This window comes from Burkholderia humptydooensis, assembly GCF_001513745.1.
Lineage (GTDB): Bacteria > Pseudomonadota > Gammaproteobacteria > Burkholderiales > Burkholderiaceae > Burkholderia > Burkholderia humptydooensis.
On record NZ_CP013382.1, the window covers coordinates 2807394 to 2824863 of the forward strand.

General features: G+C 71.6%; 12 protein-coding genes and 3 pseudogenes. 9 read left to right on the forward strand and 6 right to left on the reverse strand.

Going from position 1 to position 17470, the window contains the following annotated elements; translation table 11 throughout:
• The first annotated feature begins 186 nt into the window (after nucleotides 1-186).
• Complete coding sequence (locus AQ610_RS31320) at nucleotides 187-627, forward strand: SRPBCC family protein (RefSeq protein WP_006028277.1); 441 nt, start codon at nucleotides 187-189, stop codon at nucleotides 625-627.
• Between the two features lie 70 nt (nucleotides 628-697).
• Here AQ610_RS31320 and AQ610_RS35620 read toward each other — a convergent pair.
• A pseudogene (locus AQ610_RS35620) lies at nucleotides 698-972 on the reverse strand (SRPBCC family protein); the annotation flags it as partial.
• A 33-nt stretch (nucleotides 973-1005) separates the two neighbouring features.
• Between AQ610_RS35620 and bsrA the strand changes: the two are divergent.
• Both bsrA and AQ610_RS38290 read left to right on the forward strand, forming a co-directional pair.
• Entirely contained in the window at nucleotides 1006-1941 is a 936-nt protein-coding gene (gene bsrA / locus AQ610_RS31325; RefSeq protein WP_006028278.1) for a LysR family transcriptional regulator BsrA, read from the forward strand.
• A 145-nt stretch (nucleotides 1942-2086) separates the two neighbouring features.
• A pseudogene (locus AQ610_RS38290) lies at nucleotides 2087-2800 on the forward strand (GMC oxidoreductase).
• An 82-nt stretch (nucleotides 2801-2882) separates the two neighbouring features.
• Here the strand turns inward: AQ610_RS38290 and AQ610_RS31335 are convergent.
• Together AQ610_RS31335 and AQ610_RS31340 are read right to left on the reverse strand one after the other, a co-directional pair.
• Entirely contained in the window at nucleotides 2883-5156 is a 2274-nt protein-coding gene (locus tag AQ610_RS31335; RefSeq protein ID WP_006028280.1) for an FAD-dependent oxidoreductase, read from the reverse strand.
• 96 nt (nucleotides 5157-5252) lie between these two features.
• The gene (locus tag AQ610_RS31340; RefSeq protein WP_006028281.1) at nucleotides 5253-5648 is read right to left on the reverse strand and encodes a TraR/DksA family transcriptional regulator; all 396 of its coding nucleotides are present in this window, start codon (nucleotides 5646-5648) and stop codon (nucleotides 5253-5255) included.
• Between the two features lie 640 nt (nucleotides 5649-6288).
• Here AQ610_RS31340 and phaZ point away from each other — a divergent pair.
• From phaZ to AQ610_RS31365, 5 genes are all read left to right on the forward strand, one after another.
• Nucleotides 6289-7566, forward strand: a complete 1278-nt coding sequence (phaZ, locus tag AQ610_RS31345) for a polyhydroxyalkanoate depolymerase (RefSeq protein WP_006028282.1) — start codon at nucleotides 6289-6291, stop codon at nucleotides 7564-7566.
• A gap of 42 nt (nucleotides 7567-7608) precedes the next feature.
• A complete protein-coding gene (locus tag AQ610_RS31350) occupies nucleotides 7609-9450 on the forward strand; it encodes a ribonucleotide reductase barrel domain-containing protein (RefSeq protein WP_006028283.1) in 1842 nt (613 codons plus the stop codon).
• A 92-nt stretch (nucleotides 9451-9542) separates the two neighbouring features.
• A complete protein-coding gene (locus AQ610_RS31355; RefSeq protein ID WP_043282945.1) occupies nucleotides 9543-11345 on the forward strand; it encodes a bifunctional aminoglycoside phosphotransferase/ATP-binding protein in 1803 nt (600 codons plus the stop codon).
• A gap of 268 nt (nucleotides 11346-11613) precedes the next feature.
• A complete protein-coding gene (locus AQ610_RS31360; RefSeq protein WP_006028285.1) occupies nucleotides 11614-12645 on the forward strand; it encodes an Acg family FMN-binding oxidoreductase in 1032 nt (343 codons plus the stop codon).
• On the forward strand, nucleotides 12642-14489 hold the full coding sequence (locus AQ610_RS31365) for a SulP family inorganic anion transporter (protein ID WP_006028286.1): 1848 nt from the start codon (nucleotides 12642-12644) through the stop codon (nucleotides 14487-14489). Before AQ610_RS31360 ends, AQ610_RS31365 begins: the two co-directional genes overlap by 4 nt.
• Nucleotides 14490-14721: 232 nt before the next feature.
• Here AQ610_RS31365 and AQ610_RS31370 read toward each other — a convergent pair whose 3' ends face one another.
• Nucleotides 14722-15171: a CBS domain-containing protein gene (locus tag AQ610_RS31370; protein ID WP_006028287.1), complete on the reverse strand. Its 450-nt coding sequence runs from the start codon at nucleotides 15169-15171 to the stop codon at nucleotides 14722-14724.
• A 305-nt stretch (nucleotides 15172-15476) separates the two neighbouring features.
• Here AQ610_RS31370 and AQ610_RS31375 point away from each other — a divergent pair, with 305 nt between their 5' ends.
• Nucleotides 15477-16130, forward strand: a complete 654-nt coding sequence (locus tag AQ610_RS31375) for a nitroreductase family protein (protein WP_009916101.1) — start codon at nucleotides 15477-15479, stop codon at nucleotides 16128-16130.
• A 102-nt stretch (nucleotides 16131-16232) separates the two neighbouring features.
• Here the strand turns inward: AQ610_RS31375 and AQ610_RS31380 are convergent, their stop codons facing one another.
• Together AQ610_RS31380 and AQ610_RS38480 are read right to left on the reverse strand one after the other, a co-directional pair.
• Nucleotides 16233-16667 (reverse strand): Hsp20/alpha crystallin family protein, encoded by a 435-nt coding sequence (locus tag AQ610_RS31380; protein WP_009916102.1) that lies wholly within the window; start codon nucleotides 16665-16667, stop codon nucleotides 16233-16235.
• Between the two features lie 246 nt (nucleotides 16668-16913).
• Nucleotides 16914-16991: pseudogene (locus AQ610_RS38480) on the reverse strand (LuxR family transcriptional regulator); the annotation flags it as partial.
• Nucleotides 16992-17470: the final 479 nt, after the last annotated feature.

Sequence of the window (17470 nt, forward strand, 5' to 3'; positions counted from 1 at the left end):
CCGCATCCGCGCGGCGATGCACGGCGATCGTCCCGATTGACGATTACATTGATCGCTGTCATTGTCATTGCGTGTGCGACGAGGCCGGCTGCCGTGGCGCACCGCAGCATCGGCCGGCGCGCAGCCGGGCGATGCCCTGCTCGATTGCGCACCGGCCGCCCTCCACCCTCGAAACGCGAGCTTCATATGAAACAGCAACGCATAGAAATCGCCGAAGAGTTCGACGCCCCGGTTCAGCAGGTCTTCCGCTTCTTCAGCGAGCACGAGAATCTCAAGTCGATCTTCTCGCCCGCGAAAATCCGCCGGATCAGCGACGGCGAGCCCGCGCGCAACGGCGTCGGCTCGGCGCGCGAGATGCGCGTGCCGGGTGCGCCGCCGTTCGTCGAGACGGTGACCGCTTATCAGGAAAACGAACGGATCGAATACCGGATCACGCGCGGCAGCCCGCTGCGCGACCATCTCGGCGTGATGCGCTTCGTTCCGATCGACGAGCGCCGCACGTATTTTCATTACGTGATCACGTTCGAGGGCAAGGTGCCGTTCGTCGCGCCGCTCGTCCGGCACGTGCTCGAGGGCAGCATTCGCCGCGGGCTCGGGAAAGTGGCGACGCGGCGGCTCTGGGCGTGAGCGCGCGGAAAGCGGCGACAGGCGCGCCGTGAAGCGCGAAGCATGCGTTCGATACGCATGCTTCGCGGGGCGCGGCTTCGAGCCGCCGCTTCAGCAGCGTCAGCGAATGCGCGGACTCGCGTTCGACGCGCCTGCGCATCACGAGCGCGTTCGCGAGCCGCAGCAGCGGGCTCGGCGAATGGTAGTGCAGCGTGCGGACGAAACGCGTTCCATGCGCGCCGCAGCGACACTCGTAGGTCGGCAGGATGCTCAGGCTGCCGGCCGCGTTCGCGGCGCGCGCCTGCCACGGCGCGCCGCGGGCTCGTTGCGCACGACGTCCCGGCGCAGATGGTCGACGCGCCCCGCGCGCGGCATGCAACCCTTCCGGAGCGCCACCGAATGATCCAGAATCTGCGACAGCTCGACCTGAACCTGCTGCTCGTGTTCGACGCGCTGATGCAGGAGCAGAACCTGTCGCGCGCCGCGGTGCGCCTGCACATGAGCCAGCCGGCCGTCAGCAATGCGCTGACGCGGCTGCGCCAGCAGCTCGGCGAGTCGCTCTTCACGCGCACCGCGCGCGGCATGACGCCCACCGCACAGGCGCGCGCGCTGTACGAGCCGGTGCGTCAGGCGCTGTATCTGCTGCAGATCGGGCTTGGCCCGCAAGCCGATTTCGAGCCCGACACGCATCATCTGTTCAAGCTGTCGATGAACGATTACGGGCAAACGGTGCTGCTGCCCGATCTGCTCGCGCACATCAAGTCGCGCGCGCCGAACGTGATGCTCTCGGTGCAGAGCGACGACGCCGGCTCGATTCCCGCGCAACTGACGACGGGCACGCTCGATCTCGCGATCGACTATCTGCATTTCGACAATCCCGAGCTCTGCTACGAGCCGCTGCACGAGGAGCATCTCGTCGTGATCGGGCGCGCCGGCCATCCGGCGTTCGCCGGCGGGCTCGCGCTGCGCGGTTACGAGGAAAGCGGGCACGTGTCGATCCAGCCGCGCGACAGGCGCGGCTCGCCGCTCGAGATCGTGCTCGGCTCCGCGCGCGTGCGGCGCGTCGTGCATCTGCAGGTGCCGCACTATCTGACGATTCCCGCGCTCGTCGCGAAATCGGACCTGCTCGGCACGATCCCGCGCCGGCTCGCCGAACGGTTCGCCGATGTCCATGCGTTGCAGATCGCGCCGCTGCCAATCGACATCGCGCCGATCCAGGTGAGCCTCATCTGGCATCGGCAGCAGGACGCTCAGCCCGGCCTGCGCTGGCTGCGCGAGCAGATAGTCGTCACGCATCGCGCGATCGTCGAGTGCGCCGAGCACGCGCCGGCGTGACGCGCGTTCGCGATGAATCAGAAACCGCGCAAGCATCGCGGCCGTGCATCGCGCAGGCGCTGAGAGCTCCGCCGGCCGCTGTTTGAATCGCCGCGCAAACGAGCGGGAAATCAACGCGCTATCGCGCGCACCGCGTTTCGAATCGATGCTCGGCGCAAGGCGCTCGACACCGTGGGGTTCGCGCGGGAATACGCGGATCGGATCGGTGTGCGCGCGTCGTGCGCCGCATCGCGCGACAGCAGGAAAACAGGGAGACGAACCCGCTCGCGCACCGTCGCGCACGCCGGCCGGTTCGAACCATCAAAAAGGTGAACCGAATGAAGCAGCAGTCCTGCGATTACGACTATGTCGTGATCGGCTCCGGCTTTGGCGGCAGCGTATCGGCGCCGAGAAGAGCTTTTATCCGACCGAGGTCGGCGTGCTCTTCGGCGACGACGCCGACGCGCCCGGCACGCGCCATGCCGATCCGTACTTCGGCGGCGCGGGCCCCGAGCGCACGTCGTGCGTCGGCTGCGGCGGCTGCATGGTCGGCTGCCGCCACGTCTGGCCGTTCTCGAAGCAGCTCGCGACGTCCGGCGCGAAGATCCCCGCGTACATTCCGGCCGCGAACGACTTCGCGCGGAAGGCGGCGCGCGCGCTCGGCGGCGCGGAGATGGCGCGCGACGGCGTGTGCGACGGCCGCAGCCGCGTGTTCGGCTACCGGAACATGTACGTCTGCGACGGCTCGGTGCTCGGCGCGAATCTCGGGGTCAACCCGAGTCTCACGATCACCGCGCTCGCCGAGCATGCGATGAGCCACGTGCCCGCGGCGGGCGAGCAGCAGTGGGACAGCGCCGGGGAGGAACGCGCCGCGGCGTGAGCGAGGGCACGTGCGGGGCGACGCGAGCGCCTCGCGCGCGTCACACGTCACACGTCACACGTCACACGTCAAACGTCAAACGTCACGCGCCGCGATGCGCGCGCCGGCGCTGCGCGCGGCCGTTCGCGAGCGCGGCGAGCGCCGCGTCGTAGCCCTGCTTCTGCAATTGCGCGATCGCGTCCGACGAAAAATCGTAATCCTCGATGAACGACAGCCGCCCGTCCCGGTTCAGCGTGATCCGCTCGATGTCGATCGCCGCGCGATTGCCCATCAGCCGGATGTAGAGCGGCTGCTGACGGATCTCGTTCGCGGCCGGCGCGTCGACGTGCGCGAGGATGCCGTCGACGAGATCGCGAAAATCGCTCGCGTATTCCTCGAAGCGCAGATCGTTGCGAACGCGGTCCATGTACGCGATTTCCTCGCGGCGCAGCATCACTTCGACGAGGTTCGTCGGCAGCGTCTTCGTGCCCGAGAACAGATCGACGATGAACACGCGTCCGCCGATCTGCCCGCACCGCGCGATCACGAGATCGAGCGGCGAGTTGCTGACGACGCCGCCGTCCCAGTATGGCCGGCCGTCGACGACGGTCCACGGCATTCCCGGCGGCAGGCTGCCGCTCGCGAGCAGATGCGTGGGGCTCAGGCGATCGACGTAGCTGTCGAAGATGCGCGGCTCGCCCGTCTCCACGTCGACTGCGGCGATCAAGAGGCGCGTCGGGCTCATGCCGAGCGAATCGAAATCGACGTAGCGCTCGATCAGCTTCTCGATCGACGACGCGTCGAAGAAGCTCGTCCATTTCGCGCGAAGCCGATCGGCGTCGAAGCCGAGCCGCGACCATTGCGGCTTCAGGAAATTCGGCACGCCGAACGACAGCACATACGTCGACAGCCACGCCTGATGCCACTGCGAGCCGTGCGGCAGCGGCAGCGCGATCGACATGTCGCGCCAGAACGCTTCGAGCGCCTTCGACGCGCCCGTCGGGTGGCTCGCGACGATCGCGCCGTTGAACGCGCCGATCGACACCGCGGAGATCACGTCGGGCCGCACGCCGTGCTGCTCGAGCGCCTTGATCGCACCGCACTCGAACGCGCCGAGCGCGCCGCCGCCCTGCAGGATCAGGATCGTCTGCACGGGCAGCCTGTCGAGCGCAAAGTTCGGATCGCTCAGTTTCGACTTCTGCGCGGCGACGTTCACGTGCAGCCGGATCGCATCGTTCAGCGCGGCGATCTCGCCGGCCGGCCGGTCGATCGTGAACGCGGCGCGCAGCACGTCGTCGGCGAGATAGAGCAGCGTGTACGAGGAATCCTCGAACGAGCCGCGCTCGATCGTCTCGGTTGCGCCGGCCGGATAGCCGAGCAGGTTGTACGACAGCCCGAACACGCTGCCGTAGAAAATCGACACGTCGCGATACGGCAGCCGGCGCCCGAGCATGTTGCGCGCGGCGATCCTGCCCTGCCGCACCGCGTTGTCCCAGTGCTCGATCCGCCGCCGCACGCCGAAAATCGGATCGCCGAAGTGCGCGACGTCGCCCGCCGCGAACACGTCCGGATCGGCCGTCTGCAGGAACGCGTCGACTTCGACCCCATCACCGAGCACGAGGCCGCTGCCGTCAAGCCAGCCGCAGTTCGGCGTGACGCCGACCGCCGCGACGAACAGATCGCACGGCCGCGTGCCGCCGTCGCTCGTCTCGACCGCCTCGACGCGCGCGTCGCCGAGCACGCGGCGCACCTCGCGGCTCGTCAGCACCTCGATGCCGCGGGCCTTGCAGAGCGCGTCGAAATGGCTCGCGAGCGCCGGCGCGCGCAGTGTCGGCATCACATCGGGCGCATGCTCGACGAGCGTCACCTGCAGGCCGAGCGCCTGCAGCGTCGCGGCGATCTCGACGCCGAGAAAACCGCCGCCCAGCACCGTCGCGCGGCGCGCGTGCGCGCTCGCGTCCTTCAGCGCCTGCGCCTGCGCGACCGTGTGCAGCACGTGCACGCCGTCGAGCCCGATGCCGGGCAGCTCGGGCACCTTCGCGCTCGCGCCCGTCGCGATCAGCAGCTTGTGGTAACGGTATGCGACGCCGTTCGACGCGCGCACGATCCGCTTCGCGCGATCGAGGTGCTCGGCGCGCGCGTCGAGCACGATGTCGATGCGCTGCGATGCGTAGAACGCCGCGTCATGCAGCGTGATGCTCGCGGGCTGCGCGGCGCCCATCAGGAATTCCTGGCTGAGCGGCGGGCGCTGATACGGCAGCACGGGCTCGCCGCAGAGGATCGCGATGCTCGCCGACGCGTCCTCGCCGCGCAGCGTCCGCGCGGCGCTGACGCTCGCGATGCCGCCGCCGATGAGCAGATAGTCGAATTCACGCATCGGCGCCTCCCGTCGCCACGCCGCGCGCGGCGAACGCGGCGAACGCGGCGGGCTCGGCGCGCGTAGCGCGCGTGGTGTACGAACGACCGGCGCCGCTCACAGCGACGGCCTCGGCTGCGTCGCGAACCGCCGCTCGTGCGCGCGCTGGCACGATGCGCAGCGCAACGCGGTCGGGCGCGCGAGCAGGCGCTCGTAGGCGATCGGCTGCCCGCAATCCGCGCAGAAGCCGTAGTCGCGCCGCGCGATCCGTTGCAGCGCCGCATCGACGTCGCGCAGCTCGGCGAGCTTCATGCCGATCAGCGCATGGCCGACGTCGACGAACAGATCCGCGTTCGCCTCGTCGCCTTCGTCGGGCGCGGGGCCCGCGAGGTTCGCATACGGCTCGTTGGCGCGCTGCCGCTCGCCTGCGCGCACGTCCGCCTGGAGCGCCTGCCTGCACGCGCGCAGCAGGGCGCCCAGAACCTGGAGTTGATGTTCGTCGAACGCTGCCATCGGGTCCTCCGCGTTTCGCGTTGCCGCATCGGGCCGTCGCGCGGTGCGCGGCGACGGCGGGGCGATGCGTGCCGTGTTGCCTGCCGGGTTTGCCTTGAAGCTGCGATTTCCGCTTCGCCGCGCGGCGCTCCGCGTGCGGGCGCGTGTCCGGGCGACCGGCGGCGATCCGTTTCCGTTTCTGCTTCTGCTTCTGCTTCCGTTTCCGCGCGCCGCCCTCCGTGCGAAGCGCGTTCACGCCACGATGCCACCGCGATCGCGCCGCTGCAACGCCCTGCGTCGAACGATCGCGCGCCGGCGACCGCCGCCGTCATCGCGCCCCGCCGCCACATCGCGCCCCGCCGCCGGAACGCTCGGCTGCCGGGGCGCCCGGCCGCGATCTGCTTGACTATCGTCAATGACCCGCCGCACCCGGCTTTTAATCTGGCGATGCGGCGTTCGCCGGCCTATGCTGTCCCAATCCGATGCGCGTCGGACGCGCAGCGCCGCGGCAGGCGAATGCGCGCGCGCCCGCCGTCTCCGGCACGCTTTGCGAAGGCGGCCGCTTCGGTGCCGGAAGCGCCCCAGCCGCTTGCCGCTCCGCGCCCGCGCGCGCCGCGACGGCCGCGGCAGTGTGTCCCCGTACCGCCAGCAAGGAGGTCCGATGCTGTACGCGTGGCTCGAAGCGCAACGTGAATTCTTCCGCGCATGCCAGCCGTGGGCGGGCGCCGCGCAGCACGCGAGCGCGAGCGCGAGCGCGCGCCCGGCCGGCTGGCCGACATGGGGCCCGATGGCGCGCGCGGCCGATGCGGTCCCCGCGCCGCCGCCGTTCGCGATCGCATCGGTCGCGATCGACGGCGCGGCCGTCCCGGTCGACGAATGCATCGTCGACGACACGCCGTTCTGCGCGCTGCGCAAGTTCTCCCGCCGGCTCGACGGCGGCGCGGCCGCGCGCTCCGCGGTCTTTCTGTGCACGCCGCTCGCCGGCCACCATGCGGTGATGCTGCGCGAGACCGTCGAGACGATGCTCGCGACGCGTGACGTCTACGTGACCGACTGGCGCAACGCTCGCGACGTCCCGCCCGACGCGGGCGCGTTCGGCCTCGACGACTACGTGTGCACGCTCGAGCACTTCATCGCCGGCGCGGACGGAGACAGGCTGCACCTGATGGCGGTCTGCCAGGCGACGGTGCCCGCGCTCGCGGCCGCCGCGCTGCTTGCGGCGCGCGGCGTCCACGTCGCGAGCGTCGCGCTGCTCGGCGGCCCGATCGACACGCGCTCGCACCCGACGCTCGTCGACCGCTTCGCGCTCGAACACGACCTCGACTGGTTCCGCCGCGCGGCGATCGACGTCGTGCCGCCGCCGTATGCGGGCGCGGGGCGGCGCGTCTATCCGGGCTTCATCCAGCACGCGGCGATCGTCGTGGCGCATCCGCAGCGGCGCGTGTCGCTCGAAAGCCGCTACTGGGCCGCGTGGATGACGGGCGATCTCGCGTCCGCCGCGCGCTGCCTGCGCGAGATGAACGAATATGGCGCGGTGCTCGACATGACCGAGCGCTATTTCCTCGACACGATCCGCGTGATCTTTCACGAGCGGCTGCTCGCGCAAGGCCGCTGGTCGATCGGCTGCCGCCGCGTCGCGCCGGAGCAGCTCACGCGCACTGCGCTCTGCACGATCGAAGGCGGCCGCGACGACATCGCCGGCACCGGCCAGACGCACGCCGCGCATGAGCTGTGCAACGCGGTGCCCGACGCCGCGCGCGAGCGGATCACCGAGCCGGACTGCGATCACTACGACCTCTTTCTCGGCCCACACTGGCGGCGCTCGATCCATCCGGCGCTCGACGCGTTCTGGGCGCGCGCGGAAGCGGCGCGGCGCGCGGCCAGCGAGCCGCCGCGCGGCGCGCAGAGCGTCGAGCCCGAGCACCGAATCACGCATTGAGCCGCGCGGCGAACCACCGCGCGCGGCGCGCGCGCACGCCGCTTGCGGACGATCAACAAACGCACGCGCGTCGGTCGCCACGCCGATTCGTTCGTCCGCATGATCGGCATCATGGACGACCAACCGATCTGCGACGCCGTATTCGCCGACCGCTACGCGCTGCCGGGCGAGAACTCGCGCGCCCAGGCGTGCGCGCGGGTCGCTCGCGCGCTCGCGCTCGCGGAGCCGGCGGCGACGCGCTCGAGCGCCGCGCGGCGCTTCTACCGGAACCTGCTGAACGGCGCGCTCGGCGCGGGCCGCATCATGGCGCGCGCGGGCGCCGCGCCGGACCAGACGATGGCGAGCTGCTTCGTGCATCCGATCCGCGCGCCCGCCGCGCTCACGCGCTTTCAACCGAACCTAGACGAGGCGCTCGACGAAGCGCGCCTCGCGCTCGCGATGGGCGCCGACCTCGGCTACGACTTCTCGGACATCCCGCCCGCTGGCGCGCGGCCCGACGCGGACCAGCCGACGTCGCCCGGCGTGCGCGCGGCGCTCGACCGGTTCGATCGCATCGGCGCGCAGGCGGGCGAGCGCGACGGCCGCCACCGCGCGCAGCTCGCGGTGCTGCGCTGCGACCATCCGGATCTGTCCGCATTCGCCACAGCGAAGTGCGGTCGCGAGCGCGGACATGCGCACCGGACGACGCTCGAGCTCGCGGTGGCCGTCACCGACGCGTTCATGCAGGCGGTCGAGCAGGATCTGCCGTGGACGCTGCGGCACCCCGCGCCGCCGCGCGACGCGGCGAGCGGCGCGCTGCCCGCCGCGGACGGCGCATGGACGTATGCGAGCGTGCCCGCGCGCAATTTGTGGCGCGAGATCGTAGCGGCCGCGCGCGACGGCGCGGGGCCCGGCCTCGTGTTCGTCGACGCGATCGACGCCGCCGATCCGCTGCGCGGCCGCGAGCGAATCGACGCGACGAGCCCGTGCGGCGCGCAACCGCTGCCGCCGTACGGCAGCGCGATGCTGGGCGCGGTCGACCTGTCGCGCTTCGTGCGCAATCCGTTCGGCGCCGGCGGCGAGCCGCGCTTCGATTTCGCCGCGTTCGACGCGGCCGTGCGCGTCGAGGTGCGCCTGCTCGACAACGCGCTCGACATCGCACGCTGGCCGCTCGCCGCGCACGCGCGCGAGTCGTACCAGAAGCGGCGGATCGGCGTCGGCGTGACGGGGCTCGCGGACATGCTCGCGATGATGCGGCTGCGCTACGATTCGCCGGCCGCGCGCGAGATGGCGCGCTACATCGCGTCCGACCTGCGCAATCTCGCGTATTCGGCATCGGCCGAACTCGCCGCCGAGCGCGGCGCGTATCCGCTGTGCGACCGCCATGCGCATCTCGACGCGCTGCGCGCGGGGCCGCCGCTGCCGCATGCGGTCTGCCACGCGATCGAGCGCGACGGGCTGCGCAACAGCCATCTGACGTCGTTCGCGCCCGCCGTCGGCGTGAGCCTCGCGTTCGGCGACAACTGCTCGCCCGGCATCGAGCCGGCGCGCGCGTGGATCGAGCACCGGACGGTGCGCGCAGGCGCGGCCGGCGCGCCGGGGATGCGCGCGGAGAACCACGCGCACCGGCTGTTCCGGTCGCTGCGCGGCGAGCGCGTCGCGCTGCCGGAGTATTTCGCGACCGAAGCGGACATCGCGCCGGGCGACCGCCTCGCGATGCGCGCGGCGCTGCAGCCATGCGTCGACGCGGGGATCGGGAATACGCTGACCTTGGCGAGCCATTACTCGCTCGAGGAGGTCAACGCATTGCTGTTCGCCGCGTGGCGCGCGAAACTGAAGAGCGTCGCGATACGGCGAACGGATCTCGCGCGCGACGCGCAATCGGGCGACGGCGACCGCGCTTAGAGTCTGTTCACGCTGATGACGACCTGGCGCAGCGCTCGGCGCGCGCGGGCGCTTGACCCACGTCAAGCCGACGCCCGGCGCAATCGGGTCGAATGACGACGGGCGCGATCGCGGCGCGGCGGTCTCCACACTGCGGCAGCCGCGCGGCAGGCAGCGCCTCATCCCGCGCGACCACGATCCCCGGAGGTGACGAGATGCGCCGTTCGCGCCAGCCGAAGCCCGCGAAATCCGCCGACTTGCCGAGCCGCGCACGCGGCGCCGCGCGCACGACCGCCATCCGCGGCAACGGCCCGCGGCGGCGCGCCGTGCGCGAACGCGCGGCGCGCCGCCTGTCGCGCGAAATCGACGCGACGCTGCGCCGGGCGTCGACGTATCCGCATCCGGCCGGCCGCATCGTGCGCATCGAAACGCACATCTCCGTCGTCTATCTCGTCGGACGCTTCGCATACAAGCGCCTGAAGCCGTTCGACTTCGGCTTCGCGAACTTCGGCGACCTCGCCGCGCGCCGCCGCGCGTGCGAAGCGGAGCTCACGCTGAACCGCCCGCTCGCCGCGCCAATCTATCTCGCGACCGGCCCGGTCGTGCGTCGCACGCGCGGCCTGCGCCTGTTCGGCGCGGGCGCCGCCGTCGATCACGTCGTCCGGATGCGCCGCTTCGACGAGCGGATGCTGTTCTCCCGGCTGCTCGCGCGCGGCGCGCTCGGCGCGGCGGACATCGACGCCGCCGCGACGCGCCTCGCCGCGTACCATCTGCACGCGCCGCGCGACGTCCCGCGGCGCGCGTACGGCAGCGCGCACGAGCTGCGCAAGCAGATCGACGACGTGTTCGCGCCGCTCGAACGCGCGCTCGGCGCGGCGTTGCCGGCGGCGCTGCGCGCGTGGTGCGGGCGGCGCTGCGACGAACTCGCCGTGCATCTCGACGCACGGCGAGCCGACGGCTACGTCCGCGCGTGCCACGGCGACCTGCATCTGAACAACGTCGTGAAGCGCGGCCGGCACGCGCTGATGTTCGACTGCATCGATTTCGACGACGCGCTGCGCTGGATCGACGTGATCAACGATCTGTCTTTTCTGCTGATGGATCTGCGCGCGCACGATCGCGCCGATCTCGCGCACCGGCTGCTGAACCGCTGGCTCGACGAGACGGGCGATTTCGCGGGTCTCGCCGCGCTGCCGCTGTACGTCGCGTATCGCGCGCTCGTGCGGGCGCTCGTCGCGACGATGCGCGCGGGCGGCGGCGGCGCGGCGCGCGCCGAGCTCGCGCGCCAATACGTCGACGTCGCCGCGCACGCGGCCCGCGCGCGCCGCCCATGCCTGCTGCTGTGCCACGGCTATTCGGGTTCGGGCAAATCGGTCGCGAGCCGCGCGCTCGCCGACGTGTCCGGCGCGATCCGGCTATCGAGCGACAGCGAGCGCAAGCGCGCGCGGCCGTTCGCGGCGGTCGACGCGCGGCCGCTTCCCGCGGCCGCGTACACGCCGCAGCAGATCGACGCGCAATACGCGCGCCTGCGCGCGCTCGCGCGCGACGTGCTGCGCGCCGGCTACACGGCGCTCGTCGATGCGACGTTTCTCTCGCATGCGCGCCGCGCGCGTTTCGTCGCGCTCGCGCGCGAAACCGGCGTACCCGTGTTCATTCTCGATTTCCATGCGAGCCGCGCATGCCTCGAACGACGCGTCGATGCGCGCGCCGCCGCGCAGAACGATCGCTCGGACGCGGGCGCGGCCGTGCTTGCGGCGCAACTCGCGACCGCCGATCCGCTCGACGCCGGCGAACGCGCGCGCGCGATCGGCTTCGATACCGACGTGCCGCTCGCGACGATCCGGTCGGCCGGATATTGGCGGGCGGTGCTCGACGTGCTCGACGCCGCGAGTGCGGACGCACCCGCAACGGGCTGACGCCGCAGCGCGCCGCGCCCGCGCGAACACATCGCGCCGCCGCCGCGCATCGCGTGCCCATCTGCCCGCACTGCAACGACGAAGAGCGCTCCGCCCCGAACCGAATACCCGCTCGCCCCCCGCCCATTCGCCGTTGATCTGGGTCAAGCCCCGCGCGACAGCCGCTCCATAGACTGAAATCGACGCTGCGCAGCCCGCATCGCCCCCGAATCCCGGCGCGTCGTCCCCGCCCGCACGCGAACGCGCCTCCCGACAGGAGACCCGCAACATGGAAACATCCCCGCTCCAGACGACGCCGCACGAAGCCATCCCGCCATTCGATCCGTCGGCGAGCGTCGAGGACAAGCTGCGCCTCGCGATCCACTACGCGACACTCGCGCCGTCGAGCCACAACACGCAGCCGTGGCGCTTCATTCTCGGCGACGCGTCGGTGATGCTGTGCGCGGACCGGCTGCGCGCGCTGTCCGTCGTCGATCCGTACGATCGCGAGCTCCTCATCAGTTGCGGCGCGGCGCTCCTCAACCTGCGCGTCGCGCTGAGCCGCTTCGGTTTCGCGTACACGATCGACATGTTCCCGTCGACGTCGGACCCCGACGTGATCGCGCTCGTGCGGCTCGATCCGCACGGCTACCACGACGAGAGCCTCGTGCCGCTGTTCGATGCGATCGTCGAGCGCGTGACGACCCGCATGCCCTACGCGAACGAAGCGGTGCCGTGCGAAGTCCAGCGCGCGCTCGTCGCCGCCGGCGCGGCCGAGGGCGCGGAGATCGCCTGCGTCGACGCGCCCGACGCGCGCAACGAGATCGCCGAGCTGATCGCCGACGCCGACCGCCTGCAATTCGCCGATCCGCGCTTTCGCCGCGAGCTCGCGAACTGGGTGCATCCGCGCCGCCAGAACGACGGGATGCCCGCGTTCGCCGCCGGCGTGCCCGCGCTGCTCGACTTCGCGACGCCCGTCGTCGCGTCGGCGATCCGCACGTTCGATCTCGGCGGCGGCCTGGCGGCGATGCATCACAAACTCGTCGACGGCTCGCCGCTCATCGTCGGCATCTCGACCGCGAGCGACGATCACGACGCCTGGGTCGCGGCCGGCCAGGCGCTCGAACGCGTGCTGCTCGTCGCGACGGCCGCCGGGCTCACCGCGTCGTATCTGAATCAGCCGATCGAGATCGCCGCGCTGCGCGAAAGGCTGCGCCCGCTGCTGCACGTCGACGCGCACCCGCAACTGCTGCTGCGAGTCGGACGCGGCCCGGTCGTCGCGCACGCGCCGCGGCGCCCGATGATGGACGTCGTGTCTTGATCGAGCGGGAACGCGCCGCGCGCGGGCGGGACGCCGCGCGGCGCGGTGGCGATGAAGGCAGCGGCGGCGGCGAAGCGTGGCGGCGCTGGCTGCCGGGCGTCGCGGCGCTGCGCGCGTACCGGCGCGCATGGCTCGCGCGGGATCTGTACGCGGGCGTCGCGCTGACCGCGGTGCTGGTGCCCGTCGGCATGAGCTACGCACAGGCGGCGGGCCTGCCTGTCATCGCCGGCCTGAACGCGTCGATCGCCGCGCTTCTCGGCTACGCGATCTTCGGGCCGAGCCGGATTCTCGTGCTCGGCCCCGACTCGGCGCTCGCCGCGCTGATCGCCGGCGCGATCGCGCCGCTCGCGCACGGCGACCCCGCGCACGCGGTCGCGCTCTCCGCCGCGCTCGCGCTGATGTCCGGCGGCTTCTGCGTGCTCGCCGGCCTGCTGAAGTTCGGCTTCGTCACCGATCTGCTGTCCAAGCCGATTCAGTACGGCTATCTGAACGGGCTCGCGCTGACGCTGGTCGCGAGCCAGCTCCCGGGCCTGCTCGGCGCCGCGCCGCCCAGCGGCACGTGCATCGACGCGGTCGCGAGCATCGCCGCGACCGTCGCGCAAGGCCGCATCGACTTCGTGTCGCTCGCGCTCGGCGGCGGCTGCCTCGTCGGCATCGTGCTGCTGCGGCGCGTCGCGCCCGCGTGGCCCGGCATGCTGATCGCGGTCGCCGCCGCGTCGGCCGCCGCCGCTTGGCTCGGCGCGGCGCCGGAAGCGGCCGGCGCGAATGCGCATGTCGCAAACGCGCACGTCGCCTACGCGCACGTCGCCTACGCGCACGTCGCCCTCGTCGGCTCGCTCGCCGGGACCCTGCCGCCGCTCGGCCTGCCGTCGATCTCGCTCGCCGACGCGAGCCGGCTCGTCGCCGGCGCACTCGCGATCGCGATGGTGTCGGTCGCCGACATCAGCGTGCTGTCGCGCGTGTTCGCGCAGCACGACGGCAGCGAAGCCGATCGCAATCAGGAACTGATCGCGCTCGGCGCGGCGAACCTGCTCGCCGGCGTGCTGCGCGGCTGCGCGGTCAGCGGCAGCTCGTCGCGCACGCCCGTCGCGCTCGCGGCCGGCGCGCGCACGCAGTTGACAAGCGTCGTCGCGGCCGCCTGCATCGCGCTGCTGCTCGTCGCGCCGACGCTGCTCGCCCGCGTGCCGCTCCCGGCGCTCGCGGCCGTCGTCGTCTATGCGGCATACGGGCTCGTCGACGTGCGCGCGATCGTCCGGCTCTACCGCGTGCGCCGCGGCGAATGCGCGGTGTCGGTGCTGTGCTTCGCGGGCGTCGTGCTGCTCGGCGTCGTGCCGGGCATCCTGCTCGCGGTCGGGCTGTCGCTGCTGTCGTTCGTCTGGCGCGCGTGGCACCCGTACGACGCGGTGCTCGGCCACGTCGAGGGGATGCACGGCTATCACGACGTGTCGCGCCATCCGGATGCGCGGCGAATGCCGGGCCTCGTCGCGTTCCGCTGGGACGCGCCGCTGTTCCACGCGAACGCGGCGATCTTTCGCGATCACGTCCGCGACGCGATCGCCGAGGCCCGCGCGCCGGTGCGCTGCGTCGTGATCGCCGCCGAGCCGATCACCGACGTCGACGTCACCGCCGCCGACATGCTCGCGACGCTGCGCGACGAGCTCGCCGCGCGGCGGATCGCGCTGGTTTTCGCGGAAATGAAGGGGCCGGTGAAGGACCGGCTGCGCACGTACGGGCTCTTCGACAAGATCGGCGCCGACCACTTTTTCCCGACGGTGACGGACGCGATCGCGCACTTCGCGCAGATGCGCAAGGACGTGGCGACCGCGCGGCGGGCGCGGCGTTAGCGATGCTCCGGGTTCGAGCGGGCGCACGGTCGCGGCTCGAACGATCGAACGATCGCAATCGCTCGCAACGGCGGGCATCGCATGCGGGTGCGCCGCGCCGATGACGGTGCGTGCACGCATGCAATCGAATCGGCCACGCCGATAGCGTGAACCGCAATCAAAGCGACTGCGAAGCAGCGGCGACGCCGCCGCACGGCGCAGCGCGCTCTTGCCTTCGCCGCGTGCGCATCCGTCAATCCCGCGCCTTCTCCTCGAAGTGAACCTGGCGCCGCGAAATCGACGCGATCTCGTCGAACAGCCTCGCGGCGCTCGCCAGCAGGTCGTCGACGGACACCATCCCGACGAGCGCGCCGCCAGCGTTCACGACCGGCATCCGGCGCGCGCCCGTCAGCCGCATCCGCTGCGCGATCGTCCACAGGCTGTCGTGCTCGTGCACGACGACCGCCGGCGCGGACATGATCTCGCCGACGAACAGCGCGGCGGGATCGACTTCCTTCGCGATCAGCGACAGCACGATGTCGCGGTCGGTCAGCATGCCGACCGGCTCGTGCGCGCCCCCCACGTCGTCGACGACGATCAGGTCGCCGACATGGCGGTCGCGCATCAGGTGCGCGGCGTCGAGCACGGTGTCGGTGCGGCGGCACACGACGACGTCGCGGGTACAGATCTCGGCAGCGTTCACGATCGGCCTCCGTTCGTGAGCAGGGCGGGCGCAGCGTGCGCCACTGGAACAGCGCACGCGACAAGGCGCGGCGAAGCGCAACGATACCGGACGACGATCCAGAACGAAGCGCCCGCACGAGCGCGTCACCCAGCGTCGCATGCGCGCCCCTTCGCCATTTGATGCACGTCAACGCAAGCGGCCCGCGCGCGCCGGCGCGCGACGCTTGATCGGGATCAGACCGGCGCGCCGCGCGCTCGCTATCGTTGACGAACGCACGCGCTCGCGCGGGTGCGGCGCGCCATTCCACTGCCCAGGAGACGGACATGAGCGAACCCGAACTGCTGACCTATCAACCGATCGCCGTGGCATTGCCCGCGCCCGCCGAAGACGAGGCGCCGGCGATCATCGATCTGCCGCAGCCCGATCTCGGCGCGGGCCTGCCACTCATGGCCGCGTTGTCGCTGCGGGCGAGCACGCGCGAGTTCTCGTCCGCGGCGCTCGCGCCGACGACGCTCGGCGAGCTGCTGTGGGCCGCCGACGGCGTCAACCGCCCGGCGACGGGCGGCCGCACCGCACCGTCCGCGCATGCGTTCAACGAGATCGACATCTATGTCGCGCTGCCCGACGGCGTCTATCGCTACGATGCGGCGCTGCACCGGCTGCTGCTGAAACGCTCGATCGATGCGCGCAACCTCACCGGCTACCAGGATTTCGTCGGCGCGGCGCCGCTCGATCTCGTCTACGTCGTGCAGACGTCTCGGCTGCTGCCGATGCCGAAGCCGCTGCGCGAGACGTTCTCGGCGGTGGCGGCGGGCGCGATCGCGCAGAACGTCGCGCTGTATTGCGCGTCGACGGGGCTCGGCTGCGTCGTGCGCGGCTGGATCAACCACCGGCTGCTCGCCGACGCGCTCAGCCTGAACGAGGACGAATTGCCGATCCTCGCGCAAACGGTCGGCAAGCCCGTGGCGCGTGCGTGACGGCGCCGGGCCGCAAGCGGACGCCGGCGACCGACAGCGCGCGAGGCACGCGCGCCGCCCCGCTTCACGGCGCGCCGCCTGCGCGGCGGCGCACACGCGAATCTAGCCGATCGTCAGCTTCTTCTTTTCCGACGTCGCCTTCTTCGGCAGCGTCAGCGACAGCACGCCGTCCTGATACTGCGCGCTCGCCGTGTCTCGATCGAGGTCGCTCGCGAGCGAGAAGGTTCGCGCGAACTCGCCCGAATAGCGCTCGCGCCGGATCACGCGCTCGCCTTCCTTCAGCTCCTTGTTCCGCTCGACCTTCGCGGCGATCGACACGGTGTTGCCTTCGATCTGCACGTTGATGTCGTTCTTGTCGACGCCCGGCAGCTCGGCCTTGACGACGTAGGCCTGGTCGTTTTCGGTCACGTCGATCTTCATCGACGCGAGCTTCTCTTCTTCGACGTCGGCGAAGCCGCGCAGCGGACGGAACAAGCCCTGGAAAAGATCGGACACGGGCTCAAGCGAAAACGGGTCGTAACGCGTCACATTGCTCATTGCTCTCTCCTGGAATTCGCGGCCGCGCACGATGCGCGGCCTACGCCACGGACGGCACCCGGCGCGCGCCGGATGCCCGTCGATCGGTGATGCCGGTCCGGCTCGATACCGGCTGTCTTCAGCGTAGCGACGCAGGCAGGCCGGGCATTGACGTGAGTCAATCGGCGGCGATCGGGCGGCGGGCGCGAGCCAGGGCCTGTTCACGCGCCCGAAGCAAACTCGCGCGCCCGCCGCCCGACGCCCGCGCTACTCGGCCGATTCGAGCAGGCCCGGCACCAGCGCGCGGCACACCGCATGTCTGCGCGAGCTCGCGTCGAGCCTGCCGGGCCGGACGGCGCGCGGCGGGCGTTCTTGACTACGATCAACCGCCGCCCGTCAAACCGTAGCAGCATGGTCGACGCAGGACCGATCCCAGCGGGCCGCTCCGCGCTCATCCGTTGCGGCCGGTGCAGCGACAGTCGCGCCGCCGCCCGGCTCCGCAAAGGTGAAGCTTTACGGGAGCCGATGACTACCGGCTCCGCACGGTGCGCGAGCGCGGCGGGCAACCATCGGCGGCGCGCGAAACCGGGGCGCAAATCGGCTTCGTCGCGTGGCCGCCCGGTGGCGGAAACCACACGCTCGCGCGCCGCGCACGAAAAAAACGCCCACCGTCCGGCGCTATCGCGGCCGGTGGGCCCGAACACGTTACGAACAACCGACGGAATTGCCCTTGCGACACTCACGCTCCTGGCTCACCCGATTCCGGCTCGCGGCGGCTGCCTGGTGTCTCGCATGGGCGGGCGTCGCGCCGCCCGCATTCGCCG